A 16,129-nucleotide genomic window follows, 5' to 3' on the forward strand; every position below is an offset into this window, starting at 1 on the left:
TCTAGGCTGAGGGGCGTGATCATCCTCGCGGCGACGCCCATCGGAAACCTCGGGGACGCCTCCCGCCGCCTCGTCGAGGCGCTCGAGGAGGCGACCGTCGTCGCCGCCGAAGACACCCGGACGACCCAGCGGCTGCTCGCCGCGCTCGGCGTCGCGAACCGCCCGCGACTGATCGCCCTGCACGACCACAACGAGAAGGAGCGCGCGCCGGAGCTCGTCGAGCTCGCGCGCGAGCAGGACGTCCTGGTGCTGAGCGACGCCGGCATGCCCACCGTGAGCGACCCGGGCTACGGACTGGTCGCGGCAGCCGCCGCAGCGGGTGTGGAGGTCACCGCGATCCCGGGCCCGAGCGCCGTGGTCACCGCGCTCGCCGTCTCAGGACTGCCGACCGACAGGTTCACCTTCGAGGGGTTCGTGCCCCGCAAGGCGGGGGAGCGCGCCGCGGCGTTGCGCGCACTCGCCTCCGAGCCGCGCACGATGGTCTTCTTCGAGGCGCCCTCGCGCGTGGCGGCGACGCTCGCCGACATGGCCGCCGCGTTCGGGGAGGAACGGCGCGGTGCGGTGTGCCGGGAGCTGACCAAGCTCCACGAGGAGGTCGCGCGGGGGCCTCTCGGCGACCTCGCGACGTGGGCTGCGGCGGGTGTGCGCGGGGAGCTGGTGATCGTCGTCGAGGGTGCGCCCGCGCGCGGCGTCGCCTTCCCCGACGCGGTCACGCAGGTGCTCGAGCTGGTGCGCGGCGGCACGAGGCTGAAAGAGGCCGCGGCCGAGGTGTCCGGCCTCACCGGACACTCCAGCCGCGAGCTGTATCAGGCCGCGCTCTCGGTGCGAGGATGACGCCCGCCGCCGGGGCACGGGCCGCGCCCGGGCCCGACGGCTCCCGCGGTCATCTGCGGACCGTGACGCTGAGCTCCTTGCTGCGGCTGACACCGGCATCGTTGATGAACTCGACGCGGTAGGTGTGCGTGCCGCGGGTCGCTGCGGCCACCGACAGCGTCGCGTGCTGCGCTCCGGGCGTCGCGGCCGTGAGCGCGCCCTCCGCGACCAGCGCGCCGTCCTCGAAGAAGCGGTAGCTCGTCGCGTTGGTGCCCCACCAAAGGTCGGCGCTCACCGTGTAGGTGCCGTCACCGTCGCGGTTGTCGTGGCTCAGCACCGGCTTGCCGGGCGATGCGTCCGTCACGGTCACCGTCACCGGTGCGACGGCGGTCGATCCCTTCGAGTTCACCAGCTCGCCGGTGTACACGTAGACGCCGTTCGCGCGCCCCGACACGGGGATCGTCGCCGACTGCGCGGCCACGCCGTCGTACGTCAGGGCAACGCTGGCGATGCGCACGCCGTTCTCGTACACGCGCAGCTTCGTCGCGTTCTCGCCGTGCCACAGGTTCATGCTCACGGTGTAGGCGCCGTCCTTGAGCCCCGTGTCCCACCCGTTGTCGTGAGACAGGATGCCGCGGGCCGGCGCCTGCGCGGCGGCATCCGGTACGAGCAGCCCGTCGACGGCATCCGCCAGCGCCGTGCGCGCGCCCGCCACCGCAGCCTCGGACGGGGCATCCGCCGACAGCACGATGCGCGCCCGCTCGATCGCCTGCTGCAGTGCGGTCGCGGTCTCGGGGAGGTAGGCGGCCTGGTCGACGCCCTCCGCCGTGGTCAGCTCCTCCTCGAGACCGGAGGTGTCGGCGGGCGCCGGCGCGGCGCGCACCAGCTCCACGTCGTCGATCGTGCCCCACGCGCCGGCCGCGAGCGTCGCGGTGATGGTCACCGTCACACTGCCGCCGGCAGGCACCTGGATAGGTGCGGTCGCCGGCTGGGACCAGTTGCGCCACCCGTCCATCGAGAACGGGACGGACGCCTCGCCCGACGCGCTCGCGATGCCCAGGCGCACGCTGCTCGCCGCGTCCTCACCGTCGCCCTGCAGCGCGGCGCGCGCGACGTAGGTGCCGGCGGGGACGCCGTCCACGCGCTGGGAGAGCGTGAAGGCGTAGGCGTCCGCGGCCCAGAAGTGCGCGGACCGAGTGCCGGTGCGCGGATCGTCCCACGCGCCGACGGTGAGGGCCGCGCCCGTCTTGGCCCAGGCGCTGTTGTCTCCTTCGAACCCGGGACTGCGCAGCAGATTCTTCGGCGCGACGACGATGGTGGCGGCGGCAGCGAGCCCGGAGGCCGTGACGCCCGGGATCGCGTAGGTGCCCGGGCCCTCGATCCACTTCACCGCGTCGGACCACGTCACCTGCTCGGTCTCGCTCGAGCCGTCGTTGTACGACACCGCCACGGTCGCCGGGAGCTCGATCGCATCGCCCTCGTCCACGTTCAGCTCGACCGGCGCGACGCCGGTGACCTCACGGGGCGCGACGGCCCCGGTCCGCGCGTACGAGAAGACTTTGAGCGACTCCAGCGGCGTGCCGTCGTGGGCGAAGAGCGCCTGGTTGTCCCAGGCCGAGCCGCCGAACCACTGCCCGGCGTCGTGGGGGTCGTACTCGCCGGCGAAGCTCGACGCCCAGCCCGACCCGTGCTCCTCCCACAGCGCCTTGTTGGCCTCCAGTTCGGACGGGGGGCCGACCGGCAGCCATGCCGGCTCCCAGTAGAAGACGCCGATGCCCGCGGAACCCACGTCGACGACGGCCTGGATGACGTCGCGCACCGCGGTCGCCTGGCCCTGCACGCTGATGGGGTACTGCGTCGCCTCGGACGGCAGGTCGATCACGTTGCCGTGCCCGTCGCCGTCCTCCAGCGTGTACGCCCACGAGGTCTCCGCGACCATCACCTTCTTGCCGTACGTGTCGGCCACGCCCTTCAGCACCGAAGTGAGGTTCTCGAGGGTGCCGTGCCAGTACGGGTAGTAGCTCGACGCGAAGACGTCGTAGTCGACGCCGCGCGAGGCCAGGTTCGCGGCGTACCCGGCGTACCGGCCGCTGGTCTCGGGGTTCGTGAAGTGCACGGCGACGAGCGCGTCGGGATAGACCTCGCGCACCGCGGCCGAGCCGGCCGAGAAGATCTGCGCCATGCCGTCCCAGCCGCTCACGCCTGCCACCGCGTTGTTGGTCTCGTTGCCGACCTGCACCATGCGCACGTCGACCCCCGCGGCCGCGAGCTGTCCGAGCGCGCCGGCGGTGAAGTCCTCTACCGCGGCGGCTCTGTCGGCGACCGCGAGATCGGCCCACGCCTTGGGTGACTGCTGCTTCGCGGGGTCGGCCCAGAAATCGGAGTAGTGGAAGTCGACCAGGACGCCGAGTCCGGCATCCGTCGCCCGCTCGCCGATCTCGACGGCGCGCGCCACGTCGTTGTCGCCGCCGCCGTAGCCGTTGCCGGCCGCGTCGAACGGGTCGTTCCAGACGCGCACCCGCACGTCGGTGATGCCGGCGTCGGCGAGGACGTCGAAGAGGTCGGCGGGCTGCCCGGCGCCGTCGCGGAAGACCACACCGGAGTCCTCGAGCGCGATCGCCGACGAGACGTCGACGCCGCTGATGAAGTCCGCCGGGAGGTTCTCGACCTTCGGCACGACGATGCCGGCTGGGACGGGCCCGTCCTCGGCGGCGGCGGGCGCCGCTGCGAGCGCGGTCGCGACGAGGGCGACGGATGCCGCGACCGCCGCCAGGCGGGCGGGTCGGGGGTGGTAGGACACGATGTCTCTCCGATCGACGTTGATCGGGGGACCGCCGGGCGTCAGCCCTTGACGGACCCCGCGGTGAGGCCGCCGACGATGTAGCGCTGCAGCGACAGGAACAGGACGAGCACGGGGATCGCCGCGATCACGGCGCCCGCGGCGAACAGGCCCCAGTTGGAGGCGAGCTGGTTCGACACCCACTGGTACATGCCGACGGCGAGGGTCCAGTTCTCCTCCGAGACGAGGACGATCTTGGCGATGATGTAGTCGCCGAACGCGGCGATGAAGGCGAGAAGCGCGACCACCGCGAGGATCGGCGTGACCAGCGGCATGATGAGGCGCCAGAAGATCTGCGCGTGGGAGGCGCCGTCGATCTTGGCGGATTCGTCGATCTCGATCGGCACCGTGTTGAAGAAGCCGTACATCAAGAAGGTGTTCACGCCGAGCGCGCCGCCGAGGTACACGCAGATGAGCGCGATCTTGGAGTTGAGTCCGAGCGCGGGGACCACCTCGCCCAGCGTCAGCAGCATGAGGAAGATCGCGACGAACGCGAGGGCCTGGGGGAACATCTGGATGATGAGCAGGCCGGTGAGGCCCGCGCGGCGCCCCGAGAAGCGGAACCTCGAGAACGCGTAGGCCGCGGCCGCACCCATGAGCACGGCGCCCACCGAGCTCACGCCGCCGACGAGGAGCGTGTTTCCCGCCCATGTCCAGAACCGCGTCTCGGCGAGTGCGGCGTAGTTGGAGAGGTCGATCACGCTGAAGAGGGCGTTGGAGGCCGCCAGGGTGCCGTTGGGGTTCAGCGACGCCGACAGCACGTAGATGAGCGGGAACAGTGCGTAGAAGATGACCACGACGGCGAGGAGATACTTCCAGCCGACCTCGAGCAGCCAGCGCCGGCGGCGGGCGGCGCGGCGGTCGTCGGCCCGGCGGGTGGTCGAGGGTGCGGCGACATCGGTGGCGGTGGACATCACTGGAACTCCTCGAGCTTGCGGGTCTGGCGGAACGCGATCGCTGAGATGCCCCCGACGACGGCGAACACGAGGATCGACAGGGCGCTGGCCAGGCCGTAGTCGGCCGCACCCCCCGAGACCCCGGAGATGTCGTAGATGGCGGAGATCAGGATGTCGGTGGCGCCGAGCGCGTACGGGGCGCCCGGGATGGCGGGGCCGCCGTTGTTGAACATGTAGATGACGGTGAAGTTGTTGAAGCTGAACGCGAACGACGAGATCAGCAGGGGCGCCGTCGCCACCAGCACGAGCGGCAGGATGATCGAGCGCAGCTGGCGGGATCGTCCGGCGCCGTCGAGCGATGCCGCCTCGAGGGTGTCCTGCGGAAGGGCCTGCAGGGCGCCGGTGCACACCAGGAAGTAGTAGGGGTAGGTGAGCCAGAGGTTCACCCACACGACGGCCGCGCGCGCGAGCCACGGGTCGCCGAGCCAGTTGATGTTCGCGCCGAAGAAGAAGAGGTCGTTGATCACGCCGAACTCGGCGTTGAACATGCCGCGGAACAGCAGGGCCGACATGAACGCCGGGAAGGCGTAGGGGAGGATGTACAGCGTCCGCAGGAACCGGCGCCCCTTCAGGCGCGCGTCGTTGTAGATGAGCGCCAGCAGCAGACCGAGCGCGAACGGCAGGACGACCGAGAGCGTCGCGAAGACGAAGGTCCAGACCGTGACGGACAGCAGCACCTGGGCCAGGGCGGGGTCGGTGAACAGTCGCAGGAAGTTGTCGAAGCCGACGGTGACGTACCAGCCGGCGGGGAGGGTCGAACCGTCCTCGGCGACGAACGAGCCGCTGTCGTGGTCCGCGGTGTAGACCGTGCCGATCGTGGTGTCGGTGATGGTCTGTGCGTCGGCATCCCACACGAGCGTCGACTCGTAGACGGCGCCCGATGATCCGTCGCGCGTGCGGATCGAGCCGTCGTTGGGGTCTTCGGACACCGGGACCCGCAGGCTCGCGATCTGCTCCTGCAGCGCGGCGTCGGTGATCACGGTGGTGCGCGGAACGACTTCCCAGCCCGGCACCTCGGACGGCGCGCCGCCGCTGCCGACCTCGGCGTCACGGGCCTCTTCCAGCGGCTGCTCGGCAGAGCCGACGAGCACGTCGCCGTTCTCGTCGACGATCGCGAAGCCGAGCTCGCCCACGCGCTCGACCACCGAGAGGGGATACGTCGGGGAGTCCTCGACCCGCCGCTCGCCCTGGATGAGGGCGGCCTCGACCGCCTGCTCCTGGGTCCCCGCGTGGCCGGTGCCGTAGTTCGTGAAGGCGATGTAGGCCGTATAGCCGAAGATGAAGACCTGGAACACGAGCAGGAACACCAGCCCGGGCAGCAGGTACTTCAGAGGCAGTGCGCGCTTGGTGAAGTAGACGATGTCGGCGGCGACCAGCAGGACGAGCGTCGCCGAGAACACGATCCACGACTCGGCTCGGAAGGCGCTCAGGAGCGTCATGACTCCGAACGCGTTGACGAGCGCCATCAGCCCGAGCTTCGCGAGGAACCCCCAGCCGGGTCCCCGCCAGCGGCGCGCGTGCGACTCGCGCGGGGGCGTCTGCGCCGGCGCCTGCGGTGTGGTGGGTGCGTCCACCGTCATGCGACTGCTCCTGTCACGGGACTCCGGATGCGGAGCCGAGGGTTCGAGGGAAATGGGGTCCGGGAGGCGGGGAGAGGCACTCACCCGCCTCCCGGAGTCTTCGCCGGCCGTCGGGCCGGCCGGCGGCCGGCGTCAGCCGGCTGTCGGGGTCAGCCGCCGACCGCGGCCTGGACGTCCTGGACCATCGTGTTCCACGTCGACACGGGGTCGGCGCCGCTGATGATCTGCGACTGCGCGGCGTTCCACAGGTCCCACACCGAGCCCATCTCGGGGATGCTCGGCATCGGCACGCCGTTCTGCGCCGACGCGAGGAAGCCCGCGATGATCGGGTCGGACGCGACCTCGGTGGCCAGGGTCGACCACGCCGGGATGCGCGGGTCGGCCTCGTAGAGCGCGCGCTGCGCCTCCTCGGTGCCGACGTAGTTCACCAGGAACTCCTGCGCGAGCAGCGCGTTCTTCGACTGCGAGCTGAGGTAGAAGCCCTGCACGCCCACGAACGGCGCCGCCGTCTCGCCGCCCGCGCTGGGGATGGGGTTCACCGCGATGTTCGCGACATCCGGGTAGGCGCTGATCGCCCACGGGCCCTGGATCGTGTACGGCGCCTTGCCGGAGTTGAACAGCTCGTTGTTGATGTCGTAGTCGACGGTGGTGGAGATGTAGCCGGTGCCGTTCGTGCCGTTGGCGCCCAGCCACGTCGCGAACGCCTCTCCGGGAGCGCCGCCCATGCCGACCTCGGTCGTGTACGAGCCCGACGCGTCCTGCACGAACACCGGGGCGCCGAACGACGTCTGGAAGCCGTACATCGTGTAGCCGTCTCCGGTCTCGCCGGCGGTGTTGATGACGAACGGGCGCTCGGCGCCGGACGCCAGGCCCTTCTGGATCATCTCGTCCCACGTGGCCGGGGCCTCGGCGCCGACCAGATCGGCGTTCTGCACCAGCGCGATGGTCTCGAGCGAATAGGGCAGGGCGTAGAGCTGGCCGTCGTAGGTCATCGCCTCGAGGGCGACCGGCTCGAACTCCGACGCCTTGTCGCCGAGGTCGATCGTGTCCACGACGCCCGCGGCCACGAGGGCACCGAGCCAGTCGTGCGCGCCGACGGTGATGTCGGGGCCCTCCCCGGTCGGCACCTGCGCGATGAAGTCGTTGCGGAGGTCCTCGAAGTTCTTCTGGACGAGCTCGACGGTCGCGCCGGTCTCCTCCTCGAACGCGGCCGCCGCGTCGGCGATGGCCTGCTCGCGCTCCTCGTCGGTCCAGATGACGAGCGTGGCGTCGCTGCCCTCGGCATCGCTGTCGCCGTTGTCGGACGAGCCGCCGCCGGCGCAGCCGGCGAGGACGACCGCTGCCGTGAGCGCCAGCGCTCCGAATGCGATCTGCTTTCGCATGGTTTCCCTTTCGATGGTGGGTGGTGTGGGGGATTCGGGTCAGGAGGTGCGCGGCGTCCGGACGACGGCCACGCCTCCGGCCGGCACGACGAGCTCACCCTCGACGGGTCTGCCGGTGAGGAGCTCCGTGCCGATGGCGACCAGCGGCACGTCGTCGTCGCGATGGTTGATCACGACGGAGTAGTCCGCCGCGCCGCCGCGGCGCACCACGACCTCGAGCCCTTCCGGACGCTCCGAGGGCGAGATGCCCGCGTCGGCGTACACCTCCGACATGACGGTGCGCAGGGCCGCGGCATCCAATCGCGTGCTGATGTACCAGCCGTGCCCGGCGCCGTGCGCGTGACGGGTGACGGCCGCCTTGCCGGCGCCGGGTCCGTCGACGTAGGTGCCCTTGACCTCGGCGCCCGCGAGGACGACGTCCTCCTGCCACGCGTCGGCCAGGAGGGTGACGGATGCCTCCCCCTCCCACCGAACCGCGTGCCGGGCGCCTTCGCGCAGGGGCAAAAACTCCTCGACCACGAGACCGAGCGCGTCGCGCAGCGGAGCGACGAAACCGCCCTCGTGCACGGCGTCGTTCTCGTCGACGACGGCGGAGAAGAACGACACGACGAGCGTGCCGCCGGCGTCGACGTACCGGGTGAGGTTCGCCGCGTCGGCGGTGCTCAGCAGGTACTGCGCGGGGGCCACCACGAGCTTGTAGGCGGAGAGGTCCTGGCCCGGGAGGGCGAAGTCCACCGTGATGCCGTCGCGCCACAGCCGCTCGTAGAAGGAGCGGATCTGCCCGGCATGTGACACGTCCACCGACGGGCGCCACTCGAGGTCCTGCGCCCAGAACGACTCGAAGTCCCACAGGATCGCGACCTCGGCCGCCACCCGTGAGCCGCGCACCTCGTCGAGGCGCCCGAGGGCGTCGCCCAGCTCGACGACCTCGCGCCACACGCGCGAGGTCGTGCCGGCGTGGGGGATCATCGCGGAGTGGAACTTCTCGGCGCCCGAGCGTGACGCGCGCCACTGGAAGAAGAGGATCGCATCCGCGCCGCGCGCGAGGTGCGTGAGCGAGTTGCGGGCCATCTCGCCGGGCCGCTTGGCGACGTTGCGCGGCTGCCAGTTGACCGCGGAGGTCGAGTGCTCCATGAGGATCCAGGGCTTGCCGCCGCCGACCGAGCGCGACAGGTCGGCGGCGATCGCCAGGCCGATCTCGCCCTCGGGGTCGGCTGCCCACAGGTAGTGGTCGTCCGAGACGATGTCGACTTCGCGGGCCCACGCCCACATATCGGTCGTCCAGCTCTGGTTGGCCATGAAGTTCGTCGTGATCGGCTGCGATGCGTGGGCGCGGATCGCGTCGCGCTCGGCGATGAAGCACGCGCGCAGCTGGTGATCGGTGAAGCGCGCGAAGTCGAGGCGCTGCGCCGGGTTCACGACCGACGGTGCGGCCGCCGGCGCACCGACGTGCTCCCATTCGCCGTAGCGCTGGCCCCAGAACGTGGTGCCCCACGCGGCGTTGAGGGCGTCCAGCGTGCCGTACTTCTCACGCAGCCAGTCGCGGAAGGCGCGCACGGACTGCTCGGAGTAGTCCTCGCCGACGGGCACACCGTACTCGTTGTGGACGTGCCACATGACGACGGCCGGATGCGAGCCGTAGCGCTCCGCCAGTGCCGACGCGATGCGCACGATCGCCTCGCGGTAGGCGGGCGACGCATGCGAGGCCATGCCGCGCGCGCCGAAGCCCATCGTGACGCCGTCGCGCGAGACCACGCGGGCGTCGGGGTGGTTCGCGAAGAACCAGGCCGGGGGAGAGGCGGTCGGCGTGCCGAGATCGGCCGAGATGCCGTTCTCGTGCAGCAGGTCGAGGAGCTCGTCGAGCCACGCGAAGTCGAAGACGCCCTCGCTGGTCTCGATGAGTGCCCACGCGAAGATGCCGACGCTGACGAGGTTGACCCCGGCCTCGCGCATGAGGGCGACGTCTTCGCGCCACACCTCTCTCGGCCACTGCTCGGGGGTGTAGTCGCCGCCGTAGGCGATCCCCCTGATCTCGGGCCAGCGGTCGGGCGAGCTCATAACACTCCATCGGGTCGGGGGCAGGTGCGATCCTGCGGGTGGGGCGGTGGCCGGCGTCGTGATGACTGTGACCGGTCACAGTTCTACCCGAGCGGACGTCGTCGGGCACGGGTCCGCTCGGAACCGTTACCCAACTGTGACCGGTCACAGCCTTGGCCGTGTCGGCGCGTCGCACCGCGTCCGGCGGGAGTAGAGTCGCTGGTCGTGGAGGAGACGACATCGGTGCGGCGCAAGCCCACGATCCGCGACGTGGCCGCGGCTGCCGGCGTCTCGCGCGGCACCGTGTCGCGCGTCATCAACGGGGGCCATTGGGTGTCGCCGGACGCGCGGGTGGCTGTCGAGGAGGCGATCCGGCGCACCGGGTACACGGCGAACCACGCTGCGCGCAGCCTCGCCACCGGGCGGTCGGGCTCGCTCGCGTTCCTGCTGACCGAGCCGCAGCACCTCCTCTTCCAGGACCCGACCTTCGCGCTCCTGCTGCGCGGGGCCGCCGAGGCGCTCGCGCAGCGGTCGATGACACTGGTGCTCCTGGTCGCCGGCACGCCAGCGGAGCGCGCGAACGTCGCCCACTTCGTCAGCGCGGGCCATGTCGACGGCGTGCTGCTCATCTCATCGCACGAGGCCGATCCGCTCGTGGACGAGCTGCTCGAGGCGGGGGTCCCCACCGTGTGCTGCGGCATCCCGCTCGGTCATGAGTCCCAGGTGCCGACGGTCTCGGTCGATGAGATCGGGTCGGCCCGCGAGATGACCCGCTACCTGCGCGGACGCGGCCACCGGCGCATCGCCATGATCGCCGGCCCTCACGACACGCCGGGCGGCAAGTTCCGCCTCGTCGGCTTCGAAGAGGAGATGGGCGACGAGTTCGACCCCGCGCTCGTCGAGGAGGGCGACTACAGCCAGGAGTCGGGCGCCGTCGCGATGGCCAGGCTGCTCGAGCGCACGCGCGACATCGACGCCGTCTTCGCCGCGAGCGACCTGATGGCAGCCGGAGCCGTGGCGACCCTCCGCAAGGCGGGCCTGCGGGTGCCCGAAGACATCGCGGTGGCCGGCTTCGACGACTCCGGCCTGGCGGCCACGCACGAGCCGGCGCTGACGACCATGCGGCAGCCGTGGGAGCGGATCAGCGACGGGATGGTGTCGCTGCTGCTCGACGTGATCGACGGTGGCCGGCCCGAGCCGCTCACCCTCCCCACGACCCTCGTCGTGCGCGACAGCGCGTGAGCCGAGTGTTACGTCCAGCCCCTCCGAGGCGTGCGGACGGGGGCGTCCGGTCACAGCGGCGGTGGCGGCATCCGCGCTGACTAGACTCGTCGGGTGACTTCCGGCCCCTCGTCCTTCTACATCACGACGCCGATCTACTATCCGAGCGACGTGCCCCACATCGGCCACGGCTACACCACCGTGGCGGTCGACACGCTCGCGCGCTGGCACCGCCAGGCGGGCGACGACACCTGGATGCTCACGGGCACCGACGAGCACGGCCAGAAGATGATGCGCGCGGCCTCGGCGAACGGGGTCACGCCCCAGGAGTGGGTCGACAAGCTCGTCACCGAGGCGTGGTTCCCGCTGCTGGAGACGTTGGACGTCGCCAACGACGACTTCATCCGCACGACCCAGCAGCGCCACGAGGAGCGCGTGCAGCAGTTCGTGCAGGCCATCTTCGATCGCGGCTACATCTACGCCGGCGAGTACGAGGCGCTGTACTGCGTGGGCTGCGAGGAGTTCAAGCCCGAGTCCGAGATCGTCGACGGCACGGGTGCCTTCGAGGGCCTCAAGGTCTGCGCGATCCACTCCAAGCCGCTGGAGCTCCTCCAGGAGAAGAACTACTTCTTCAAGCTCAGCGAGTTCCAGGACAAGCTGCTCGAGCTCTACTCGACCGTGCCTGACTTCGTGCGCCCCGAGTCGGCGCGCAACGAGGTCGTCTCGTTCGTCAAGAACGGCCTCAAAGACCTGTCGATCTCGCGCTCGGCGTTCGACTGGGGCATCCCGCTGCCGTGGGAGGAGTCTCACGTCATCTACGTGTGGGTCGACGCGCTCCTGAACTACGCCACCGCCATCGGCTACGGCGAGGACCCCGAGGGGTTCGCCCGCCGCTGGCCGGCGTACCACATCGTCGGCAAGGACATCCTGCGCTTCCATGCCGTCATCTGGCCCGCGATGCTGATGGCCGCCGGCCTCGAGGTGCCGCGCGGCGTCTTCGCGCACGGCTGGCTGCTCGTGGGCGGCGAGAAGATGTCGAAGTCGAAGCTCACCGGCATCGCGCCGACCGAGATCACCGACGTCTTCGGCTCGGACGCGTACCGGTTCTACTTCCTGTCGGCGATCGCGTTCGGCCAGGACGGCTCGTTCTCGTGGGAGGACCTCTCGGCCCGCTACCAGGCCGAGCTCGCCAATGGGTTCGGCAATCTCGCCTCGCGTACGACGGCGATGATCGAGCGCTACTTCGAGGGGATCGTGCCGCCCGCCGGCGCCTACACCGAGGCCGACCTGCACATCCAGAAGACGGTGGCGGATGCCGCGACCGCCGCGGACGCCGCGATCGAGCGGTTCCGCATCGATGAGGCGATCTCGTCGATCTGGACCATCGTCGATGCGCTGAACCTCTACATCACCGAGAACGAGCCGTGGGCGCTGGCCAAGGACGAGACGCAGCGCGAGCGCCTGGGCACCGTGCTGTACACGGCGGCCGAGGGACTGCGCGCCCTCGCGGTGCTGCTGTCGCCGGTGATGCCGGTCTCGACCGAGAAGCTGTGGATCGCGCTCGGCGCGGCCGAGTCGATCGGGCGGCTGCACGACCAGCCCCTCCGCGAGGCGGGCGCATGGGGTGCGCTCACGCCCGGCACCTCGGTGAACGGCCTCGCGCCGCTGTTCCCGCGCGTCGAGCAGTCGGTCTGATCAGCGCGTCACCGGAGCTTCCGTGTCCCGTTCTCCCGCCTCCATGTCCCAGTTTCCGCGGCTCCGCGACCCCTTTTCGGGCCGAAAGTGGGACACGCATGAGCGAAAGCGGGACACGCATGAGTGAGCCGAGAGTGCCGTACCCCGATGCGACCGCCGACCCGTCGCAGTACGTGCGCACGCGCGAGAAGGGCTCGCGCGACGTCTCATACCCCGACGCGCCCGAGCCCCTGGCGGTGCCGGTGTACGACAACCATGCCCACCTCGAGATCGAGGACGGCGTCGGCCTGTCGCTCGACGATCAGCTCGAGCGCGCGGGCGAGGTCGGCGTGGTCGGCGTCGTGCAGGCAGGTGGCGACATCGAGTCGAGCCGGTGGTCGGCGTGGGCCGCGGCATCCCATCCCCGCATCCTCGCGGCGGTCGCCATCCACCCGAACGAGGCGCCCGCGTACGCCGAGGCGGGCAGGCTCGACGAGGCGATCGGCGTGATCGACGAGCTCGCCGCGCAGCCGCGGGTGCGCGCGATCGGCGAGACGGGCCTGGACTTCTTCCGCACCGACGACGGCGGGCGGCCGGCGCAGTTCGAGAGCTTCGAGGCGCACATCGCCCTGGCCAAGAAGCACGGCGTCGCGATGCAGATCCACGACCGCGACGCGCACGAGGCGGTGCTCCAGACGCTCGAGCGCGTCGGCGCGCCGGATCGCACCGTGTTCCACTGCTTCTCGGGCGACGCCGACATGGCCCGCATCGCGGGCGAGCGCGGCTACTGGTTGTCGTTCGCCGGCAACATCACGTTCAAGAACGCGCAGAACCTTCGCGATGCGCTCGCGGTGATCCCGCGCGAGCGGATCCTGGTCGAGACGGATGCCCCGTTCCTGACACCGACGCCGCACCGCGGCCGGCCGAACGCGCCGTACCTGATCCCGGTGACGGTGCGGTTCATGGCCGCCGAGCTCGGCGTCGACGTCGACGAGCTGTCGGCGCAGATCGCGGCGAACACGCTCGAGGTATACGGCTCCTTCGAGGACTGAGCAGGCGCGGAGGCGGCGGTGGACGACGAGCTGTGGGACCTGACGGATGCCGCCGGCACCTCCCTCGGGCGCACCCATCGCCGGGGCGACCCGGACTTCCCCGCCGGCCTGTTCCACATCGTGGCGTCCGTGTGCGTCGTGCGCGAGGACGGCCTGGTACTCATGACGCGGCGCGCGGAGGCGAAGGACTGGGGGCTCACCTGGGAGTTCCCGGCCGGGAGCGCCCTGACCGGCGAGACGAGCGCGCAGGCGGCGGTGCGCGAGCTGCGCGAGGAGACGGGCGTGCAGGTGGGGACGTCGCAGCTGAAGCTCGTCGGGCGCCTCACCGAGCGCACGGCGCTGTTCGACGTCTATGTCGTCCACGTCCCCGGGGATCCCGTGCTGGCGCTCGACCCCGCCGAGGTGTGCGAGAGCGCGTGGGTGCCTCTCGCCGAGGCTCTGCGTCGCGGCGCGGACGGCGAGATGGCCGGCCCCTGGACCCCGCGGCTCGAGGCGCTCGGCGCCCTGCTGACCGAGCTCGTGAGCCGGTAGTCGGCACGCCTCACGCCCGCCCGGTGCCGGTGCGTCCTTCCGGCACCGCCAGTGCGTCGGGGATCGCGGTACGGACGAGCGTGACGAGGGTGCCGCGCAGCAGAGCCTCGAGCTGGGCCCGCGTGATGTCGTCGACGATCAGCCACCTGCGGGTCAGGGACGTGGCGTAGGCGGAGTACCCGTGGAGCGCGGACCGGACGACGGGGTGGTCGCGCACATCGTGGAGCCCGACGATCTCGCAGATCTGGTCGGCCATCGCGTCGATGTACTCGTCGACGATGCGCGCGAGGTCGTCCTCGAGCGTCGAGCCGAGGTAACGGGATGCCGTCAGCCACGTCTCCCGCCCCCGTGCGGCCATGCCGACCCAGCCCGTGACGCCGATCGCGATCCGCTCCTCGAGCGACGCGGTCTCGGGGAAGGACGGCCCATCGAAGCGGGGCTCGCCGAGAAGTCGCGCCAGGACGGCGACGTGGAGCTGTCGTCGCGTGGGGAAATAGTGGCTGAGGAGCCCCCGGCTGACTCCGCACGCGGCGGCCAGCTCGCTCGCCGTCACGTGCTCGTACGGCCGCGTCGCGAAGACGGTGCTCGCGGCCGCGACGATCGCCTCGCGCCGTTCGTCGGGCGGCAGACGGCGACGCGGGGAGTCCATGGAGCCATCCTGCCTCAGTCCGTGCGCGGCTCCGGCGAGTGCCCGCAGCATGGTTGCGATTGCTTGTTGTCACCCTGGCAATAAGCCTCTACCATCCGAAGTGAATCGCGATTCACAAGCGCGACCCCCCATGGAACACGGACGAAGGAGTTCGATATGGCAGACATCAGCAGACGGAAGCTCCTGCTCGCCGGCGGTGCGATCGGGGCCATGGGTGCCCTGAACGTCGTCTCGCCCGTCCACGCCTGGACATGGAACTCACTCGGCTCCATCGCCGCGACGGATTCCGTGCGTGATCCCCGTTTCGTCTGGGACGACCAGGTTGATCCGGTCATCGCCTCGCTGCTCGACCGGGGCGGCGTCCCTGCCGTCAACGCCACGCTCAAGCCCTGGGTGTACAACGGACAGCGCGTCCCCTCTGGCCTGCCCGCCGACGTCCAGGGCATCGTCGACATGGCGCGCACGCTGCCGTCGTGGGCCGACCTGCGCAAACTCGACATCGCCTACCGGTTCGCCACCAAGCGCGGACTTTATCTCGGTGTGCTGTACGGAATGAACAGCGGCATGATGAGCGCCGCGATCCCGCGTGAGGCACGGGCCGTCTACTGGTCGAAGGGCGGCGCCGACATCCGCGATCGCATCGCCAAGACGGCGAAGCTCGGCTACGACATCGGCGCGTACCACGCGTACCGCCCCGACGGGAAGATGATCGTCACCTGCGTGAAGACGCGCCTCACCCACTCGGCCGTGCGCCACCTGCTCCCGCAGTCATCGCATTGGAGGGCGTCGGCAGACGAGCAGATCCCCATCAGCCAGTACGACATCCTCGTGACGTGGCACAGCCTGGCGTCGTCGGTGATGCAGAAGCTCGACGAATGGGGAGTGCGCATCCCCTCCGACGAGCGCGACGCCTATCTGCACCTGTGGCAGGTGACCGCGTCGATGCTCGGCGTCGACGACGAGTACATCCCCGTCAGCTGGGAGCAGGCGGAGCAGCAGCGCCAGCAGGTGCTCGTCCCCCTTCTCGCCCGCACCGATGAGGGCGTGAAGCTCGCCGACATGCTGGTGAACCTCGGCGAGTACATCGACTTCACGCTCGTCACCCAGCCGATCTTCGAAGCCGTCACGCGCTACATGCTCGGCGACACGGTCACCGACATGCTCGAGCTCACCCGGCGTCCGATCCTCGAGAAGACGGTCGAGGAGGCGTGGCCGATCTTCGTCAGGATCCGCGAGGCCGGCCTGCCGATCCCGCTGGCACCCACGATCTACTCGGCGTTCGAGGAGCTCATCCGTCTGTTCGCGCTGTTCTATCTGAACCCGTTCCAGCAGATCAACATCGACATCCCCACCGGGAACAATCCCGATTACGAGCACTGAGCGACGTCGGGCCGG

Annotated in this window: 12 protein-coding genes; 6 read left to right on the top strand and 6 right to left on the bottom strand. The window is 70.5% G+C overall.

Annotated features, from left to right (window positions below):
• Positions 1 to 15: 15 nt before the first annotated feature.
• Positions 16 to 834: a 16S rRNA (cytidine(1402)-2'-O)-methyltransferase gene (gene rsmI / locus IM767_RS13080; protein WP_109210829.1), complete on the top strand. Its 819-nt coding sequence runs from the start codon at positions 16 to 18 to the stop codon at positions 832 to 834.
• A 49-nt stretch (positions 835 to 883) separates the two neighbouring features.
• On the opposite strand, the gene IM767_RS21030 is transcribed toward rsmI, so the two are convergent.
• The 5 genes from IM767_RS21030 to IM767_RS13105 form a co-directional block, all read right to left on the bottom strand.
• Positions 884 to 3,613, bottom strand: coding sequence for a glycosyl hydrolase 53 family protein (locus IM767_RS21030; protein ID WP_109210830.1), 2,730 nt, complete (start codon positions 3,611 to 3,613; stop codon positions 884 to 886).
• A 41-nt stretch (positions 3,614 to 3,654) separates the two neighbouring features.
• Entirely contained in the window at positions 3,655 to 4,566 is a 912-nt protein-coding gene (locus IM767_RS13090) for a sugar ABC transporter permease (protein ID WP_109210831.1), read from the bottom strand.
• The gene (locus IM767_RS13095; protein WP_109210832.1) at positions 4,566 to 6,188 is read right to left on the bottom strand and encodes an ABC transporter permease subunit; all 1,623 of its coding nucleotides are present in this window, start codon (positions 6,186 to 6,188) and stop codon (positions 4,566 to 4,568) included. The genes IM767_RS13090 and IM767_RS13095 overlap by 1 nt, the downstream gene beginning before the upstream one ends.
• 149 nt (positions 6,189 to 6,337) lie before the next feature.
• A complete protein-coding gene (locus IM767_RS13100) occupies positions 6,338 to 7,570 on the bottom strand; it encodes a sugar ABC transporter substrate-binding protein (RefSeq protein ID WP_109210833.1) in 1,233 nt (410 codons plus the stop codon).
• A 39-nt stretch (positions 7,571 to 7,609) separates the two neighbouring features.
• On the bottom strand, positions 7,610 to 9,628 hold the full coding sequence (locus IM767_RS13105) for a beta-galactosidase (protein ID WP_109210834.1): 2,019 nt from the start codon (positions 9,626 to 9,628) through the stop codon (positions 7,610 to 7,612).
• A gap of 204 nt (positions 9,629 to 9,832) precedes the next feature.
• Between IM767_RS13105 and IM767_RS13110 the strand changes: the two genes are divergently transcribed.
• From IM767_RS13110 to IM767_RS13125, 4 genes are all read left to right on the top strand, one after another.
• Positions 9,833 to 10,849, top strand: a complete 1,017-nt coding sequence (locus IM767_RS13110) for a LacI family DNA-binding transcriptional regulator (protein ID WP_109210835.1) — start codon at positions 9,833 to 9,835, stop codon at positions 10,847 to 10,849.
• Positions 10,850 to 10,942: 93 nt separating this feature from the next.
• Positions 10,943 to 12,523 (top strand): methionine--tRNA ligase, encoded by a 1,581-nt coding sequence (gene metG, locus IM767_RS13115; protein ID WP_109210836.1) that lies wholly within the window; start codon positions 10,943 to 10,945, stop codon positions 12,521 to 12,523.
• A 119-nt stretch (positions 12,524 to 12,642) separates the two neighbouring features.
• Entirely contained in the window at positions 12,643 to 13,554 is a 912-nt protein-coding gene (locus IM767_RS13120; RefSeq protein WP_109210837.1) for a TatD family hydrolase, read from the top strand.
• Positions 13,555 to 13,572: 18 nt separating this feature from the next.
• Positions 13,573 to 14,085, top strand: a complete 513-nt coding sequence (locus IM767_RS13125; RefSeq protein WP_109210838.1) for an NUDIX hydrolase — start codon at positions 13,573 to 13,575, stop codon at positions 14,083 to 14,085.
• Positions 14,086 to 14,095: 10 nt separating this feature from the next.
• Here IM767_RS13125 and IM767_RS13130 read toward each other — a convergent pair whose 3' ends face one another.
• Positions 14,096 to 14,734 (bottom strand): TetR/AcrR family transcriptional regulator, encoded by a 639-nt coding sequence (locus IM767_RS13130; protein ID WP_162564304.1) that lies wholly within the window; start codon positions 14,732 to 14,734, stop codon positions 14,096 to 14,098.
• A 156-nt stretch (positions 14,735 to 14,890) separates the two neighbouring features.
• Here IM767_RS13130 and IM767_RS13135 point away from each other — a divergent pair, with 156 nt between their 5' ends.
• Positions 14,891 to 16,114: an oxygenase MpaB family protein gene (locus IM767_RS13135; protein WP_109210840.1), complete on the top strand. Its 1,224-nt coding sequence runs from the start codon at positions 14,891 to 14,893 to the stop codon at positions 16,112 to 16,114.
• Positions 16,115 to 16,129 lie beyond the last annotated feature (15 nt).

This window comes from Microbacterium ureisolvens, assembly GCF_015278315.1.
In the GTDB taxonomy this organism is placed as follows: domain Bacteria; phylum Actinomycetota; class Actinomycetes; order Actinomycetales; family Microbacteriaceae; genus Microbacterium; species Microbacterium ureisolvens.